Genomic DNA, 15,850 nt, shown 5'->3' with positions numbered 1-15,850 from the left:
TATAACAAGTAACCGATAACAAATTCACACTTTCCCGCCAAAAGCTAAATCACCTGCATCGCCCAAACCAGGAACGATATATGATTTTGAATTCATTTCTTCATCTACATCACCTACCCACAAACGGCATTGTGGCAACCGTGCTTGAATAAATCGTACTCCTCTACGACTGGCAATAGCTGAAACTATATGTGTTTTTGCAGGCACGCCATAGCGAAGCATAGCATGGTACGCTTTTTCAATAGATTTTCCAGTAGCCAACATAGGATCGCTGATTACCAAGACTTTGCCATGAATATCAGGGCTGGTAATATAATCCATTTCTATTTCAAATGCCTCTTTATCATCATGTTTGCCTCTGTATGCACCTATGAAAGCATTTTCTGCTGTATCAAAAAAATTCAAAAGTCCTTGATGCAGAGGAAGTCCCGCTCGAAGAATCGTAACTAAAACCACGTCCTGCGAAATCTGATATGTGCCTTTTATGCCTAATTGCGTTTCTACATCTTGTTTTTGAAACGATAATGTTTTGGAGATTTCATAAGCAAAAATTTCACCCAGACGCTCCAAGTTATTTCGGAATCGCATGGCATTTTGTTGTGTTTCTTTATCTCGCAATTCGGCAAGAAAACGATTGGCTAAAGAGTTGTTTTCAGTCAAGACAAACATTTGATTTCAGAGTTAATTTGGTAAAATATTTACAATAATAGTTGTCTTTGTGCAGAGTTCAAGCGAATTCCAAAAGAAAAAATCTTACTCTTAGTCGCATCCACCTCATCTGAATACTGGATATTACGATTTTGAAATTTAAAGTCAATAAATAGATTATGTTTGAGCATATAGGATGCTCCAAAGCTCAAATGATGAATCTTTGCCAAACGCCCCTGCCCAATTTCATTGCCATATTCTCTTGGGCGAGCAATCATATAATTACGAAGAATATTTCCACCCCAATTCAGATTATCGAAATCTTCCCCATGCTTGGCCGACATACTTGTCAAGTTTAAAAATAATTTTCTAATTGGCTGATAACGCAATACAAGTAATGTTTCTCTAAAATTAGCCCCCAGTGGGTGTGCCAAAGGTAAGTTATAGTTGACATAATTGCTAAATGAAGAGAAGTGACTATATGTATAAGGTCGTACTACATTGTATTCTACCTGAAAATCGAGGTTTTTGATACCTAACATATCAATATATCTTCCTCCTATTTGTGTCGAATATTTTGTTGCCCACCACTTATTCCTTTTAAAATGTTCTAAATTGAATTCATCTAAAACCAATTGTCCATACAATGAGAAATGTCTTTTAAAATTGTATTTAAAATCTGCTCCAACAATCGAATTATCAACACTACCCAAATTCCCTTCAACAAAACGTAAGAATATAATTGGATTTAAATAATTAATATCAAAACCAATCGGACGTTTTCCAAAAACAACTGTTTCGAATAAACCAACATTGAAGTTTTTTGAAATATTTAGGCTCAGATGATGCAATGAAAAATATTTCGGCGGCATCTGCTCCGTACCATCAACTGCAAGTGGTATTTGCTTATTGAGCATTTGTGCGAAAATATTGACATACTGAAATCTTCCAATTTGTGTTGTTACTTTGAGATGTAAATAAGGAGCTGAAAAATCGGACAAAATCAAAGATCTTATGCCCGAACCAATGAAGTTTTTATCGTGTCCAAATTGAATTTGAATACTTTTCAAAGCCTGAAAAGTGATATAACCTCTTGCTGAAAAAAAATCAGTTGCAAACTTTGTTGAGTCGGAATTTGTTATCTTAGTAAAACCTTCGTAAGGATTGGCACTATAAAAACGACCATACTGACGTACATATTCAGGGTAAACGATTTGATTCTCGGAAAACATGGAGTAGAAACCCAATTTTTTATTAATTGTCCCTCTAATTTCAATACCACGAGTATTGGTTGTAGGCTGGCTTTCTACGAGATTATCATTGCCAAAGGCGAGCTGAAAAATAGGGTTTATATGAAAATCAATGTCTTTATTTTGAACATTATAAAAATCTGATTTTTTCTTAAAAAAATATTTTAAAAACTTTCTTGTGCTATTGCTTTGCGTCAGTTTTTCATCATCAAGCCATTCCCAGCTATCGTTTTGAAGATAAGACAAATTAAAAGAATCGACTTTAGAAAGTTTTATTTTTGTATCTTTTTCTAAATCTGTGCTCAGTTTTATTAAATCTTTTCTACGTACGGGTTTTATATTGCTGTGAAGATTTAATAAACTACCACTTTTTATCTCATATCGCTCAATCAAATGCGAATATTCGTCATTCAAAGGAGCATATGTACTTTGGGCGGATGTTTTTAATAAAAATATTCCAAAAAGAATAGTAAGATTCAAACGCATAAAACTGCTTTCTTAATTGATTAGTGCGAAAATACAGATAATTCCTTAGTTTGTCTCATTCATCTATTAGTTTTGTAATTTAAAATAGTATTTGGCGATTAGCATTTAGCTTTTAGCCCAAAAATAGAAATCATAAACAGTTTTTAAGCTAAAGGCTAACAGCAAAAAAAATATGAAATCATTCGTTATTCCAGAAATCTACAAGAGCAATATCATTGGAAAAATCAAAGAAATTCGTCGTTCTAAAGATAAATTAAAAAAAGATTTTACCCCTTCAGTTTTGGATTTTGGCCCAGTAAAATTTTTGATTGCTCGACATTTTGGTTTTTGCTATGGTGTTGAAAATGCAGTCGAAATCGCCTATAAAACCATCAATGAAAATCCCGATAAAAGGATTTTTTTATTGAGTGAAATGATTCATAATCCCGATGTAAATGCAGACTTATTATCACAAGGTGTGCGTTTTTTGATGGATACCAAAGGAAATCAAATCATTGATTGGCAAGATTTAAAACCCGAAGATGCTATAATCGTACCTGCGTTTGGCACCACATTAGAGATTCAAAAGCAATTAGAAAGCTTAGGAATCGACCCTTATAAATTTGATACTACTTGTCCATTTGTTGAAAAAGTCTGGAACCGAGCAGCACAAATTGGTGAACGTGGTTATACCATCATTGTGCATGGCAAACCAAATCATGAAGAAACAAGAGCAACTTTTTCGCACAGTCAACAAAATGCACCAACGGTGGTTGTCAAAGACTTAGCACAAGCACAAGTACTGGCCAAATACATCACAAAAAGCTTAAGCAAAGAACAATTTTATCAAGATTTTGCGGGGCAATACTCTGAAAACTTCGACCCCGAGCGAGATTTAGAACGCATTGGTGTCGTCAATCAAACTACGATGCTTGCCTCTGATACGCAGGGTATTTCTGATTATCTGAAACAAATTATTATTGAACATTATCAATTGAAACCCCTTGAAGTAGACAAACATTTTGCCAATACTCGTGATACGCTTTGTTATGCTACCAACGACAACCAAGAAGCAACTTATGCTCTACTCCAAAACGAAGCCGACTTTGCAGTAGTGGTGGGTGGTTATAATAGCTCCAATACATCACATTTGGTTGAGCTTTGTGAAGAAAAATTGCCAACGTTTTTTATCCAATCACAAGAAAGTATCTTGCCTGAAAACAAAATTAAACGCTACGATTTGCACAATAAACAGGAAATTATTGAAATTTTTCTGCCAGAAAAAGAAAAAACTATAATTATGCTTACTTGTGGAGCCTCTTGCCCTGATGCAGTAATGGAAGCAGTAATGTTGAAAATTTTATCATTTTTTAACACCTCAAAAGAAATAGAAGACGTATTGGAAACGTTATAAAATGGAACTCAAAAGTATATACGATTAAGCGAAGATTATTTCTCAATTTTTCTTTGATAAATAGTATTTTCTTTTTTAAATTTACTTAGAATTCCTCTTAAATCCATCAGTTTAATTATAACAGGTTTCCATGAAAATGCTTGAATACGTAAAGTTGATTTTAGAAAAAGTCAGCTTTGAAAGTAGTTTGTTTGAAAAAGAATTGAAAAAAGGAATAAAGGCTTTGACATTCCGTGAAATTAGAGAACTAAGAAAATGGTGCTACGAAAAATTTGGAAGCATCTATCGTGGAATCCTTAACCGAACATTCCGAAGGACACAAGTCCAACTTATTTCATAGTCACTAAGACCTTCCGATGATTTGGAAGGTCTTTTTTTCATTAAAATTTGATTATAACTATATAAAACATTGATTTATGAAGAAAACTACATTCTTACTCTTCTTTCTATTTGCCTCAATCATTGCATTTGCTCACGAGTTTTGGCTTGAACCACAAAAATTTCTCTTGGCAATCGGTGAAAAAATTCATTTCAGGGTCTTTGTCGGCGAAAATTTTACTGGTGAAGAAGTAGATTTTTCCAAGTTTAAAGTGACAAAATTTACCCATTACAGCTCAAAAGGCCAACAAAATACCAAAGGCGATTTGACCGAACAAAACCTGAGTGATTTTCTAAAATTTGAAACCGAAGGAAATCACTTGATTGCCTTTAATAACTCAAACAAACACATCGAACTGGAAGCTGATAAATTTAATGAATATCTGAAAGATGATGGTTTAGATAATGTGGCGGCTTACCGAAAAAAACATGGTCAATTAAACAAAAGAGGTACTGAACAATACCAGAGATGTGTAAAAACCTTATTACAAGTGGGCAATACTCATGACGAAACTTATCGAATCAATACTGGCATGAGGCTCGAAATTATTCCTGAGCAAAATCCATATAGTAGTGATAAATCATTGACTTTCAAGGTTTTATTTGATAACAAACCACTGAAAAATGCTTTGGTTGTAGTTTGGCAAAAGGGAATTGAGCAACCAAATAAGCGAAATTTTAGAAGTGATGCCAATGGAAAAGTAACTTTCAGTTTTGAACCAAAAGGTGCATGGATGGTGAGTGCAGTAAACATGGTACCACACACAAAACCTACCGAAGCCGACTGGCAAAGTTATTGGGGAAGCTATACCTTTGGATTTAATTAAATGCTAATGTTTTTCACCTAATTCATAAGTAATTCCATTTGAAGTACCAACGTGAACTGGTGTTGCGGCTCTTAAATCTGGTAGAGCAAAAGTTGTTCTACCATCGCCTCCATAAGTAGTTCCTAAAATGCTGAATAATGCAGGGTTTTCACTTATTAATAGCAATTGTCCATCACAAAAAGCCCATCCCATAGGTGCAAAATTACCCGCAAACATTGTTATTTCACCATAGAATGGGTTTAAACCAGCTACTCCATCAATTGATTTCATTCTTGATGACATTGATTCTCTTGATGGGAATACTCCCGTTAACGAAATGATATAGCTAATTCCTACTCGATTATTGCCTTTGGTAAAACCAACATTGCCATTTACATCGTTTTTAACTAAAAAGTCTTTCGAACTACCTCCATTTGCAATTTGAAGATTATTGGTTTTTGTCAAGCCGTTTACATCGACAATACGATTATATAAATCAATCGAACAAGCATTTATTCCTGCACCAACAAAATAAAACTTATCTTGTACATCATTGTATTGCAACCCATAATTTTGGTAAGTAGGTGAATGGGCAATTACCATTCTTGTTGTATTTTGAGTACCACCAGCAAACAAGTACATCATTGGCACATTGGCTACATATTGTTCGGGGAATTTAATACTTTGTTGTGCGTCTGACAACGCAATACCATTGCTCGGTAAGATGGTTATTGATTGAGATTTTCCGAGAAGGAAAGATAAAAACAAAATTGTAGTAAAGAAGAAAGTTTTCATAACTAAGAATCGTTTTAAGATTAATAGCCAAATTTATATTTTTTTTTAATCAAGTTTTAAATTATAAAAAGATATTACTGAATGGTAGATTTTTCTTGAAAAAGGCCGCCCCAAAAAGTAAATGCTTGATAGCATAAAATGATTGAGGCAGCCTTTCAGAATTAATAAGCAACTGTAAAACGCTTTTGAATAAATTGGTTTTTCTCCAATTCATCTACCAAAGCGACTGAAAGATCTTGCACTGAAATTTTGCTATCGCCTTTTTCATCAGTCAATAATTGGTCGCCACCTAAGCGGAAATTAGCTGTACGTTCACCGGGTTCGAGCATGATAGCTGGACTTAAAAATGTCCAATCAAGGTCTTTTTCTTCACGCAAGAAAGTCAAATAATCACGTGCGGCTGTTGCACCTGCTTTCCATTCAGCAGGGAACTGTGGGGTGTCCACTAATTGCAAATTGGGAGCAACTTCCAAGCTACCTGCACCACCAACAACCAATAAACGCTTGATTCCTGCTTTTTTTGTCCCTTCTTGAATTGCTTTTGAACCTGCTAAGAAATCATCATACAAATTCGGATTTGTCCAACCTGCATTAAAAGTGCTTAAAACAGCCTCATTTCCTTCAAGCAAAGTTGCTAAAGCATCGCTATCTGAAGCATCGCCTTGTTTGATGGTTAGATTGGGATTTTCTACTGTAATTTTTTCTGGGTTACGTACGATGGCGGTTACTTGGTGTCCACGTGAGAGAGCTTCGTTTAATAATACCGAACCAACAAAGCCTGATGCTCCAATAATTGCTACTTTCATGATATTTATTTTGTTGTTTTAAATTAACTGTATTTAAAAATATTACAGTTTTTGTTAAAAAAATTATTCAAATTTATTAGTGAACTCCGCAAGGCTGATTTTACCAAGACTTTCCAAAATGGCATCGTCAGCAATCTGATAAATTCCTTCAATGTGATGATTGATTTGTCTGCCAACAAGGCAAGCGGGATTTGGCATATTTTTACTTTTACCCAAAACACTCGCATCTTGCCTAACGACTTGATAAACATCAGAAAGTAAAATATTTTGGGCATTTTTGGCCAGAAAACAACCACCATTTTTACCTTCTTTGCTTTGTACCATACCTGCCTTGCGTAAAACAGAAATTTCTTTTCTCACCAAAACAGGATTGATATTGATACTTCCAGCAATCAACTCGGAAGACATAGGCTCGCCATCTGCCTTTGCAAGCAATGTAAGAATATGTACCGATATTTGAAATCTTGCGTTATTCATTCTGTAATTATTAATATTACAGTTTTATTATTTGATTAGTTCCTGAGAGGAGGATTATTTTTTAAAATTAAATAAATATGTCTCAAACTTAAATAAATTAAATAAAAAACACTGAAAGTGTTTAACTTGATTAGCCCTCGATGCAATCGGGGGAGAAATAATAAAAAGGAACTCCACCCTGAAAGGGTTGAACCCATTTAGGGTTCGTTTGCTTTAGAATCTCCTACACCGATTTGCAATCGGTGCTATTCATGTTTGACGCTTTCAGCGTCGCTAAACATAAATTATGATTTTTTACCGTGCTTACGGAAGGCCGCAATTAATTGATAAACAAAATATGGAATAACAACAAATCGAGTTATTCCGAAAATAAATTTGCTGTTTGAGGTCAATTTTTCATGTGCTAGCCCTAAACTATCTGCAAAATCTTTGATTTTAGTTGTAGGATTAATGTACTCAAACATTAGCCCCATTTTCCATTTTAAAGCCTCAAAAATATTGTCAGTTATTGGAAAGTTTAAAGAACGGGTAAATAATTCAAGGCTGATAAAAACTATTAAAATTGTACTTATAAGAGCTAAAAGCCAGTTTTGTCCGAAATTATTTGAGATATAATTAAATAACAGATTTAGTAATTCTGGAATTTTAGAGATTTTAAAATTACTAAACAATTGGCTCATATAAGTTTTCATTTCTTCTGCATAATATTCATTTGCAGACAATGAATCACCTCTATTTTCATAAATTTTCTTTATTTGGCTTAATGCAAGGCGTTTTTGCTCTTTATCTCCACTATTTCGATTTATTTTATTGTGTGAGGGCATTTTAGTTCCTGCCAAGAAAACTTCACTGATTTTGGATGAATGGAAATCAAGCCTATAATTTTCTAGGTTACAATCCATCATAGTTGTCTTCCCTAAATCAGAATTTAAGATAAAGATTGTTGAATCTTTATTTACTGGATTATTGCTTTGCTTTAGATTTATCAGATAAATATTGCCAAAATTGATAAACTTGTTGAACATTAAATCATTAACTCTTATTTGATTAAAACAGATAAAATTATCCTTACTGGAGTTTAAATTTTTGAGATAAATTTTATTATGACTGCTACTATTAAGTAAAAGAGTAAAAGGTTTAGTTGTTGAAGCGAGTTCAAATTCATCAATATAAACAGGAGATTGGATTTCAATAGTACCTACTTTTTCTAATTTATCAATTTTTACAATTTTAAAATTGCCTTTATTAAGTTCAAGATTTTTTTCGAAAGATGACTCCAAAATTGACAGTGTGCCAAATTTTCCATCAAATACCTTCAGGACTTCTTTAAAAATTATTTTTTGAAAATCAAAATTTTCAATGTTTGATTCTTCACCTTGTATATCAAATTTACTTTCAATAATCAAATTCAAAAACTTAATTTTTTTTGCTATTAAATTTTTAAAATAAGTAATTTTAAAAATGTTCTTTATCTTATCATCTTGACTAATTATTTCTAAATATTCTTTAAAGGTTGGAGCATTAAAATCTAGTGAAAGAGTATTATTTTTATCGTAGTTAATTACAGAAAATTGACCATATTCTCCTCTACTAACTCTAAAAGAAGAGGTCATTAAAATACATATGACTTTATTGATTTTGCAGCCTCCTAATGATAGGAATATGGAAAATTTAGAATAAGTTATATGTAGTTCATCACATATTATTCCTAACGACAAGTCTTCATAACAAGAACAATTCTTAAAAAAAATAGATTTATTTGAAATACCGTTTAAATAAAAAGTTTGCATAAAATTGCATCCTTCAAATATCAAATCGTAAGGAATTTTAATTGAATTATTTGAAGCAAAAAAGCCAAATTCACATTCTTTTACCAATATTCGAGGTTGAACGCCTGAATTATCAATGAAAACTAACTCTTTTCCGCTTAATATGTTTTCAATTCTATCAGTAGTGATAATTTGTTTCGCCATTGGCTTTGGGTTTTGCTTTTTTTAAAAATTTCCCCTTTCAATACCTCCTAACCAATTCAATCGCACCAAAAACACCTGCACTGTCGCCTAATTTTGGCTTTAGGAAGAGTGTTTCTACTTTTCTGCTATTAAAAATCCAGTTTTTCAGTTCTTCTGGGAATGCGGTATAAAGCATATCAATATTACCAACTCCGCCACCAATCACAATCGCATCAGGGTCAAGCACATTCACAATAGAAGAAATGGCTCTTCCGAATGATTTAATTAAATGTTGTAACGTAGCTGTTGCGTTCGGGTCGGTTCCTGCTTTGTGAAGTTCATAAATTTCCTTCATGGTTAGGTCATTTCCGCTTAGTTTCTTATAATATTGCTGCAAAGCTGGGCCTGAAAATACATTTTCGTTACAACCCACTTTTCCACAATAGCACATCACACCATCGTCTTCAAAGAAATTATGTCCCCATTCGCCACCAATGCCATGACGACCATTGATTACTTGTCCGTTTACTACTACTCCCCCACCAACGCCTGTACCAAGAATTACTCCAAATACTACTTTTGCATCAGGTAAAACATCTTTCACAATTCCCATAGTGGCTTCTGCTAAAGCAAAGCAATTGGCATCATTGGCGAGTTCAACAGGTACACCGAGGGCTTTTTCAAGGTCAGCTTTCATCGGTTTGCCATTCATCGAAGTGGTGTTACAGTTTTTCATGGTTTGCGTAGTAGGGTCGGTTGTCCCTGGCGTACTAAAACCAATGGCTGTGGGCTGGATTTTTACTTCTTCTTTGATAGAATCAATCAATTTGGCAACTTGACTGATAATATGTTCATAGCCTTTATTGGCTTCAGTTGGAATTCTTTTCCTTGATAAAACTTCATTGTTTTCGGCATTCATTACAACGCCTTCGATTTTTGTACCGCCTAAATCTACGCCCCAAAGTGTCTTCATTTTTATAAATAAGGTTGATTTTTTTAATTGATAATGTAAAATAAATAATGCCGAATGTTTAACTATCGACCGTCGTCGGTGGACTGTGGACTTTATTAACTTGTCATTAACAAATCAACAAGCAACGCCTTACAAACTTATAGCATCTTATCCTCAAAGACAACAATTTTTATAAAAAGCTAAACTTAATCGAAACCATGAAACGTTCGTTCGTCGTAATGTGTACAGTCCTTTTGGGAGTATTTGGATTGTCATCTTGTAATACTTATAATTATATTGAAGGAAGCGGTGTTGTGCAAACAGAATATCGTCGCACTGCTTATTTTAATCGTTTAGAATTATATTTTCCTGCCGAAGTCATCGTACGTCAAGGCATTGCCAAAGACATTGAAATTGTTGCGGAAAGTAATATTATTAATTACGTCATTAGTCGAGTAAGCGGAAATACATTGATTTTAGATGATAATGGTCGCTTGCGTGGCATTAATAATGTCAAAATTTATATCCAAGTGCCTGATTTGAATGCTGTTTATGTTTCAGGAAGTGGAAAAGTTATCAGCGATAACAAGATTTTTTCAAAAAACATGAGTTTACGTTTGTCAGGAAGTGGCTTAATTGACATGGCTCTCGATGTAAAAAATGATTTAGTTGCCGATTTGAATGGTTCGGGTTTAATTTTCATGGAAGGAGATACTTATAATGCAATTTATACAGTTTCAGGAAGTGGAAAAATTGAGTCGTTTGATATGCACGCCGATAATTCAGATGTTGCCATCAGTGGCTCGGGACGTTGTGAAACTACTGCTTTGAGTAATCTTGATGTGAATATTTCGGGAAGTGGAAGTGTATGGTTCAGAGGAAATCCACGTATTAGCAAATATATTTCTGGTTCAGGGAAAATTTTCAATGCTAATTGATTGTAAATTTGCTAAAACTAAAACCTGTAAGGTCTGGACGACACCGTCCGAAAAAGACCTTACAGGTTTTTTTATGCCTAAAAATTCTGTATTTTTGCATTATTATAAACAAAAACTGTCGTCCGTCGGCTATCGACCATCGACTCTCAGCATAATGGCAGAAATCAGCAAAACTTACAATCCGAAAGAGATAGAAGACAAATGGTATAAGTATTGGATTGATAATCAATACTTTAAGTCGAAACCTAATCCCGATAAAGAACCATATACCATCGTGATTCCCCCACCTAATGTGACGGGTGTGCTTCACATGGGACACATGCTCAACAATACTATTCAAGATGTATTGACTCGTAAAGCACGGATGGAAGGCAAAGAAGCTTGTTGGGTACCAGGAACTGACCATGCTTCTATTGCAACTGAAGCGAAAGTTGTGGCGATGCTGAAAGAGCAAGGAATCAATAAAGCTGACCTTACTCGTGAAGAATTCTTGAAATATTGCTGGGAATGGACAGAAAAATATGGTGGAATCATCTTGCAACAACTCCGCAAATTAGGTGCTTCATGTGATTGGGACAGAACCCGCTTCACGATGGAGCCAAGTTTGTATGATGCCGTAATTGATGTTTTTGTTGATTTACATAACAAAGGAGATATTTATCGTGGACACCGCATGGTAAACTGGGACCCTCAAGCCAAAACTACTGTTTCGGATGAGGAAGTAATCATGAAAGATGTTCAACAGAAATTGTATTACATTCGTTATGATGGAGAAGAAGGGAGCGTTACGATTGCCACTACTCGCCCAGAAACAATCATGGCTGATGCAGCGATTTGTGTTAATCCAGCCGATGAGCGTTTCCAAGATTTAATTGGTAAAAAAGTAAAAATTCCTTTAATCAATCGTGAGATTTCGATCATTGCTGATGAATATGTAACGATGGAATTTGGAACGGGTTGCTTGAAAGTAACACCTGCCCACGACCAAAACGACTATGCTCTCGGACAAAAACATGGTTTAGAAATCATTGACATTTTGACAGATGATGGGAAATTGAATGAAAAAGCCTTGATTTTGGTAGGTGAGGATAGATTTGTGGCACGTAAGAAGATTGCAAAATTATTGGCTGAATCGGGCAATTTAGTCAAAGAAGAAGATTATAAATCAACTGTTGGAACTTCAGAAAGAACAGGGGCGATTATCGAACCTAAGATTTCATTACAATGGTTCTTGAAAATGAAACGTATATCAGAACCTGCATTGGAAAATGTAATGAATGATACCATTCAACTGATTCCACCGAAATTTAAGAATACATACAATCACTGGATGGCAAATGTACGTGATTGGTGTATCAGTCGCCAACTTTGGTGGGGGCATCGAATTCCTGCATTTTATATGCCCGATGGTACTTGTATCGTAGCAAAAGATAAAAAGGCAGCCTTGAAAATTGCTCGTGATAAGTACCAATTATTTGCTTTAAGCGAAACAGACCTTACGCAAGACGAAGATGTTTTGGATACTTGGTTCAGTTCATGGTTATGGCCAATTTCAGTTTTTGATGGCTTCAAAGACCCTGATAATGAGGATATTAACTACTATTACCCAACCAATGATTTAGTAACTGCCCCTGAGATTTTATTCTTCTGGGTAGCCAGAATGATTATTGCGGGTTATGAATACAAAGGTACCTATCCATTCAAAAATGTATATTTGACGGGTATTGTAAGAGATAAACAAGGCCGAAAAATGTCGAAATCATTGGGTAATTCACCTGACCCAATTGAGTTGATTGAAAAATATGGAGCAGATGGTGTGCGTACAGGAATGTTGTTTAGTTCGCCCGCTGGAAATGATTTGCCTTTTGATGAAAAATTATGTGAACAAGGCCGTAATTTTAGTAATAAAATTTGGAATGCTTTCCGCTTAATTAAAGGTTGGGAAACAAGTGCAGAAGCAGCTCCTGCGAGTAATAAACTGGCTGTATCTTGGTTCAAAACAAAAATGAATAAGGTTGTTGCTGAAACACTCGACCACTACAATAAATTCAGAATGTCGGATGCCTTGATGAGTACTTATAATCTTATCTGGGATGATTTCTGTTCATTGTATTTGGAAATGATAAAGCCCGCTTATATTGATGGAAAAGGCTTGCCAATTGACCAAGAAACATACAATGCAACACTCGAAATTTTTGATGAATTAATGCGTTTGATTCATCCTTGGATGCCGTTTATCTCAGAAGAATTATGGCAGTCGATTAAAGAAAGAAATGCCAATGATTCGATCTGTTTAGCAGCATTCCCAACAGGTGGCGAAGTAAACGAAAGCCTTTTAGCTGATTTTGAATTATTGTTTGAAATCGTTTCGACAGTTCGTAATACTCGAAATGCCAAGCAAATTTCGCCAAAAGAAGCCTTGCCTTTAGCAGTAAAAACTGACAATCAAGCTCGCTATGAAACTTTAGCGGGTTTAATCCAAAAAATGGCAAATATCTCTGCTATTCAATACGTTAGCGATAAAACTGATGGTATGAGTTTTGTCATTAAAGGTGATGAATTGACAATTGATTTAGGAAAAAATTTGGATATTGAGGAAGAAAAAGCTGCTTTGCAAAAAGATTTAGATTATATCATAGGTTTCAAGAAATCAACCGAAGCTAAATTATCAAATGAACGATTTGTACAAAATGCAAAACCAGAAATCATTGAAAAAGAACGCCAAAAATTGATTGATGCCGAAACTAAAATTAAAGCTTTGGAAGAAGCGTTGGCTAAGTTGGGGTGATTTTAATAAATAGTATTATATTTGTATAAAATCAATATCAGTATGACGGGAGTAAAATATATAACCGATGAAAAGGGCGAGCGGACAGATGTTGTTATCAACCTTCGCAAACATGGAAAAAGTTTAGAAGACTTTTTTGATTTCTTAGTTTTTGAAGAAAGAAAGAATGAAGAAACAATTTCTTTAGAATCTCTTTTAAGTGAATTAAAAGCTTAAGGTAGATATAAAAATTAACGAGATGTATAGCATAATTTTCACAAAATCAGCAGCTAAAGAATTAAGAAAATTATCTAATCAGTTGATTGCTCGAATAATTCCTGAAATACAATTACTTGCTATTGAGCCAAGACCTACTAATTGTAAAAAATTGAAAGGAGAAGAAAATCGTTATCGAATAAGAATTGGAGATTATAGAGTATTGTAAAAATCGGACATCATAGAGATGTTTATGACTCATAAACCAAAAGGGTTAAATCTGAATGTTAGATTTAACCCTTTTATTCAAAATTTTTGACGGCTTTTTACCTAAAATCCTCGTCATCATCATCAAACTTCATCTTATTAGGGTCGAACATACTATCCAATAAATCTTTGAATTGTAGGCCTGTATCTAAATTTTGCTTACTGATTAATGAATATTCTGCTAATCCATGCAGAGCAAATTCCATCATAAATAATTTATCATCTTCACTCAAACGTCCGTGGTAACCTTCTACCAATTCTTCCAAACCTTCGATGGTTTTTAGTCTGGCACGGTATTCACGGTCAGTTAAGTCATTTGTAAAATCAATTACATTTCCTTCGCCAAACCAATTTGATACTTGCTGAAAAGGATTTTTACCTGATTTTTTCTTCTTGACTGCTTCAGGATTGGGGAAATATTTCAAAAACTCTGTTCGCATTGCTTTACCTATAAGGCTTTGAGCTACATAAACAGGGCCTTCTACTTCACCTTCATAAACCAATTCTATTTTTCCATTGATGGCAGCAATTGCCCCATATATATCTGATATTCTGGCATTTACATTTTTTTCGCCATTAATCAATGAACGTCTTTCTGCTGAACTCAACAAGTTTTCATAAGCTGAAATCGTCATACGAGCCGACACGCCACTTTTGGCATCAACATATTCGCTTTGGCGAGCTTCAACGGCAATTTGTTCAACCAAATCTTTCAAAATATCATTGACAGCAATTTTCTTCTGACCATCTTTAATGATTGCTTCTTGCTCTGTAATCTTGCGTCCTATTTCAATAGATTTTGGATAATGAGTTACGATTTGGCTATCAATACGGTCTTTTAGTGGCGTTACAATACTTCCGCGATTGGTATAATCTTCAGGGTTTGCTGTAAATACAAACTGGATATCAAGCGGCATTCGGAGTTTGAAGCCACGAATTTGAATGTCGCCTTCTTGTAAAATATTAAATAATGAAACTTGAATACGTGCCTGCAAATCGGGTAATTCATTGATAACAAAAATACAACGATGCGAACGTGGAATCATACCAAAGTGAATGACTCGTTCGTCAGAGTAAGGCAATCGCAACGTTGCCGCCTTGATTGGGTCAACATCGCCAATTAAGTCAGCAATAGAAACATCTGGTGTTGCCAATTTTTCATTATAACGTTCTTCACGAGGTAGCCACGAAACGGGGGTAGCATCACCGTGTTCGGCAATTAAATCTTTAGCAAATCTTGAAAGTGGTTCGAGAGGGTCATCATTTAATTCTGAACCCGCCACGATTGGAACAAATTCATCTAAAAGATTAACCATCAAACGAGCGATACGAGTTTTTGCTTGCCCACGCAAACCCAACAAGTTGATGTGGTGCATCGAAAGAATTGCCTTTTCTACATCAGGAATAACGGTATCTTCATAACCCCAAATTCCTGGAAAAACAGACTCTTTATTTTTAAGTTTTTCAACTAAATTATCACGAAGTTCTTGTTTAATTGATTTTGGGCGGTAGCCACTGGCTTTTAATTCGCCGAGTGTCTTGATTTTTAAAATATTCTTATCGAAAGGCATGAATTTAATGTATAATGTATTTTGGGGAATGTATAATTTTCGGACATTGAAACTATCTTCTTTGAATAACGGATTTAATCGAGAAATGGTTTGAGTATTGTAATACAATTTTCCAAATTGTTCAGAATAATCATTACGATTTGAAAAA

The 15,850-nt window shown here is 34.5% G+C and carries 14 protein-coding genes and 1 pseudogene; 7 read left to right on the top strand and 8 right to left on the bottom strand.

The genetic code is table 11. The features are described from left to right. Positions 1-24 precede the first annotated feature (24 nt). Positions 25-669, bottom strand: coding sequence for a uracil phosphoribosyltransferase (upp, locus tag ACQUQZ_RS06255; protein ID WP_435353939.1), 645 nt, complete (start codon positions 667-669; stop codon positions 25-27). Positions 670-698: 29 nt separating this feature from the next. Further along, positions 699-2,384 carry a capsule assembly Wzi family protein gene (locus tag ACQUQZ_RS06250; RefSeq protein ID WP_435353938.1) on the bottom strand — a complete coding sequence of 562 codons (1,686 nt, stop codon included), beginning with the start codon at positions 2,382-2,384 and terminating at the stop codon, positions 699-701. 169 nt (positions 2,385-2,553) lie between these two features. Between ACQUQZ_RS06250 and ACQUQZ_RS06245 the strand changes: the two are divergent. The 3 genes and pseudogenes from ACQUQZ_RS06245 to ACQUQZ_RS06235 form a co-directional block, all read left to right on the top strand. Further along, positions 2,554-3,777 (top strand): annotated as a pseudogene (locus tag ACQUQZ_RS06245) (4-hydroxy-3-methylbut-2-enyl diphosphate reductase); the annotation flags it as partial. 136 nt (positions 3,778-3,913) lie between these two features. Then, positions 3,914-4,117, top strand: coding sequence for a hypothetical protein (locus ACQUQZ_RS06240; RefSeq protein ID WP_435357642.1), 204 nt, complete (start codon positions 3,914-3,916; stop codon positions 4,115-4,117). 76 nt (positions 4,118-4,193) lie between these two features. Beyond that, positions 4,194-4,982 (top strand): DUF4198 domain-containing protein, encoded by a 789-nt coding sequence (locus tag ACQUQZ_RS06235; protein ID WP_435353936.1) that lies wholly within the window; start codon positions 4,194-4,196, stop codon positions 4,980-4,982. 3 nt (positions 4,983-4,985) lie between these two features. Here the strand turns inward: ACQUQZ_RS06235 and ACQUQZ_RS06230 are convergent, their stop codons facing one another. The 5 genes from ACQUQZ_RS06230 to ACQUQZ_RS06210 all read right to left on the bottom strand — a co-directional run bounded on the left by ACQUQZ_RS06230 (position 4,986) and on the right by ACQUQZ_RS06210 (position 9,964). After that, entirely contained in the window at positions 4,986-5,756 is a 771-nt protein-coding gene (locus ACQUQZ_RS06230; RefSeq protein WP_435353934.1) for a tail fiber protein, read from the bottom strand. A gap of 161 nt (positions 5,757-5,917) precedes the next feature. Beyond that, on the bottom strand, positions 5,918-6,562 hold the full coding sequence (locus tag ACQUQZ_RS06225) for an NAD(P)-dependent oxidoreductase (RefSeq protein WP_435353933.1): 645 nt from the start codon (positions 6,560-6,562) through the stop codon (positions 5,918-5,920). A 63-nt stretch (positions 6,563-6,625) separates the two neighbouring features. Beyond that, complete coding sequence (locus ACQUQZ_RS06220; protein ID WP_435353932.1) at positions 6,626-7,039, bottom strand: RrF2 family transcriptional regulator; 414 nt, start codon at positions 7,037-7,039, stop codon at positions 6,626-6,628. 284 nt (positions 7,040-7,323) lie between these two features. Next, positions 7,324-9,012 carry a hypothetical protein gene (locus ACQUQZ_RS06215; protein ID WP_435353931.1) on the bottom strand — a complete coding sequence of 563 codons (1,689 nt, stop codon included), beginning with the start codon at positions 9,010-9,012 and terminating at the stop codon, positions 7,324-7,326. A 37-nt stretch (positions 9,013-9,049) separates the two neighbouring features. Next, positions 9,050-9,964: an ROK family protein gene (locus tag ACQUQZ_RS06210; protein ID WP_435353930.1), complete on the bottom strand. Its 915-nt coding sequence runs from the start codon at positions 9,962-9,964 to the stop codon at positions 9,050-9,052. A gap of 197 nt (positions 9,965-10,161) precedes the next feature. On the opposite strand from ACQUQZ_RS06210, the gene ACQUQZ_RS06205 reads away from it, so the two are divergent. From ACQUQZ_RS06205 to ACQUQZ_RS06190, 4 genes are all read left to right on the top strand, one after another. Continuing rightward, the gene (locus tag ACQUQZ_RS06205) at positions 10,162-10,881 is read left to right on the top strand and encodes a head GIN domain-containing protein (protein ID WP_435353928.1); all 720 of its coding nucleotides are present in this window, start codon (positions 10,162-10,164) and stop codon (positions 10,879-10,881) included. Positions 10,882-11,035: 154 nt separating this feature from the next. Next, a complete protein-coding gene (locus tag ACQUQZ_RS06200; protein ID WP_435357641.1) occupies positions 11,036-13,669 on the top strand; it encodes a valine--tRNA ligase in 2,634 nt (877 codons plus the stop codon). Positions 13,670-13,711: 42 nt separating this feature from the next. Continuing rightward, a complete protein-coding gene (locus tag ACQUQZ_RS06195; RefSeq protein ID WP_435353927.1) occupies positions 13,712-13,885 on the top strand; it encodes a hypothetical protein in 174 nt (57 codons plus the stop codon). 22 nt (positions 13,886-13,907) lie between these two features. Next, on the top strand, positions 13,908-14,093 hold the full coding sequence (locus tag ACQUQZ_RS06190; RefSeq protein ID WP_435353926.1) for a type II toxin-antitoxin system RelE family toxin: 186 nt from the start codon (positions 13,908-13,910) through the stop codon (positions 14,091-14,093). Between the two features lie 97 nt (positions 14,094-14,190). On the opposite strand, the gene ACQUQZ_RS06185 is transcribed toward ACQUQZ_RS06190, so the two are convergent. Next, entirely contained in the window at positions 14,191-15,702 is a 1,512-nt protein-coding gene (locus tag ACQUQZ_RS06185) for a magnesium chelatase (RefSeq protein ID WP_435353925.1), read from the bottom strand. Positions 15,703-15,850 lie beyond the last annotated feature (148 nt).

It is taken from the genome of Emticicia sp. SJ17W-69 (assembly GCF_051209875.1).
In the GTDB taxonomy this organism is placed as follows: domain Bacteria; phylum Bacteroidota; class Bacteroidia; order Cytophagales; family Spirosomataceae; genus Emticicia.
This window is presented reverse-complemented; position numbering and strand designations above follow the sequence as displayed.

Bases quoted from the DNA above. Each gene is read 5' to 3' on its own strand.
- ACQUQZ_RS06195 (WP_435353927.1), top strand. From the start codon at position 13,712: ATGACGGGAGTAAAATATATAACCGATGAAAAGGGCGAGCGGACAGAT.
- ACQUQZ_RS06230 (WP_435353934.1), bottom strand. From the start codon at position 5,756: ATGAAAACTTTCTTCTTTACTACAATTTTGTTTTTATCTTTCCTTCTC.
- ACQUQZ_RS06185 (WP_435353925.1), bottom strand. From the start codon at position 15,702: ATGCCTTTCGATAAGAATATTTTAAAAATCAAGACACTCGGCGAATTA.
- ACQUQZ_RS06210 (WP_435353930.1), bottom strand. From the start codon at position 9,964: ATGAAGACACTTTGGGGCGTAGATTTAGGCGGTACAAAAATCGAAGGC.
- ACQUQZ_RS06240 (WP_435357642.1), top strand. From the start codon at position 3,914: ATGCTTGAATACGTAAAGTTGATTTTAGAAAAAGTCAGCTTTGAAAGT.
- ACQUQZ_RS06235 (WP_435353936.1), top strand. From the start codon at position 4,194: ATGAAGAAAACTACATTCTTACTCTTCTTTCTATTTGCCTCAATCATT.
- ACQUQZ_RS06220 (WP_435353932.1), bottom strand. From the start codon at position 7,039: ATGAATAACGCAAGATTTCAAATATCGGTACATATTCTTACATTGCTT.
- ACQUQZ_RS06190 (WP_435353926.1), top strand. From the start codon at position 13,908: ATGTATAGCATAATTTTCACAAAATCAGCAGCTAAAGAATTAAGAAAA.
- ACQUQZ_RS06250 (WP_435353938.1), bottom strand. From the start codon at position 2,384: ATGCGTTTGAATCTTACTATTCTTTTTGGAATATTTTTATTAAAAACA.
- ACQUQZ_RS06200 (WP_435357641.1), top strand. From the start codon at position 11,036: ATGGCAGAAATCAGCAAAACTTACAATCCGAAAGAGATAGAAGACAAA.
- upp (WP_435353939.1), bottom strand. From the start codon at position 669: ATGTTTGTCTTGACTGAAAACAACTCTTTAGCCAATCGTTTTCTTGCC.
- ACQUQZ_RS06215 (WP_435353931.1), bottom strand. From the start codon at position 9,012: ATGGCGAAACAAATTATCACTACTGATAGAATTGAAAACATATTAAGC.
- ACQUQZ_RS06205 (WP_435353928.1), top strand. From the start codon at position 10,162: ATGAAACGTTCGTTCGTCGTAATGTGTACAGTCCTTTTGGGAGTATTT.
- ACQUQZ_RS06225 (WP_435353933.1), bottom strand. From the start codon at position 6,562: ATGAAAGTAGCAATTATTGGAGCATCAGGCTTTGTTGGTTCGGTATTA.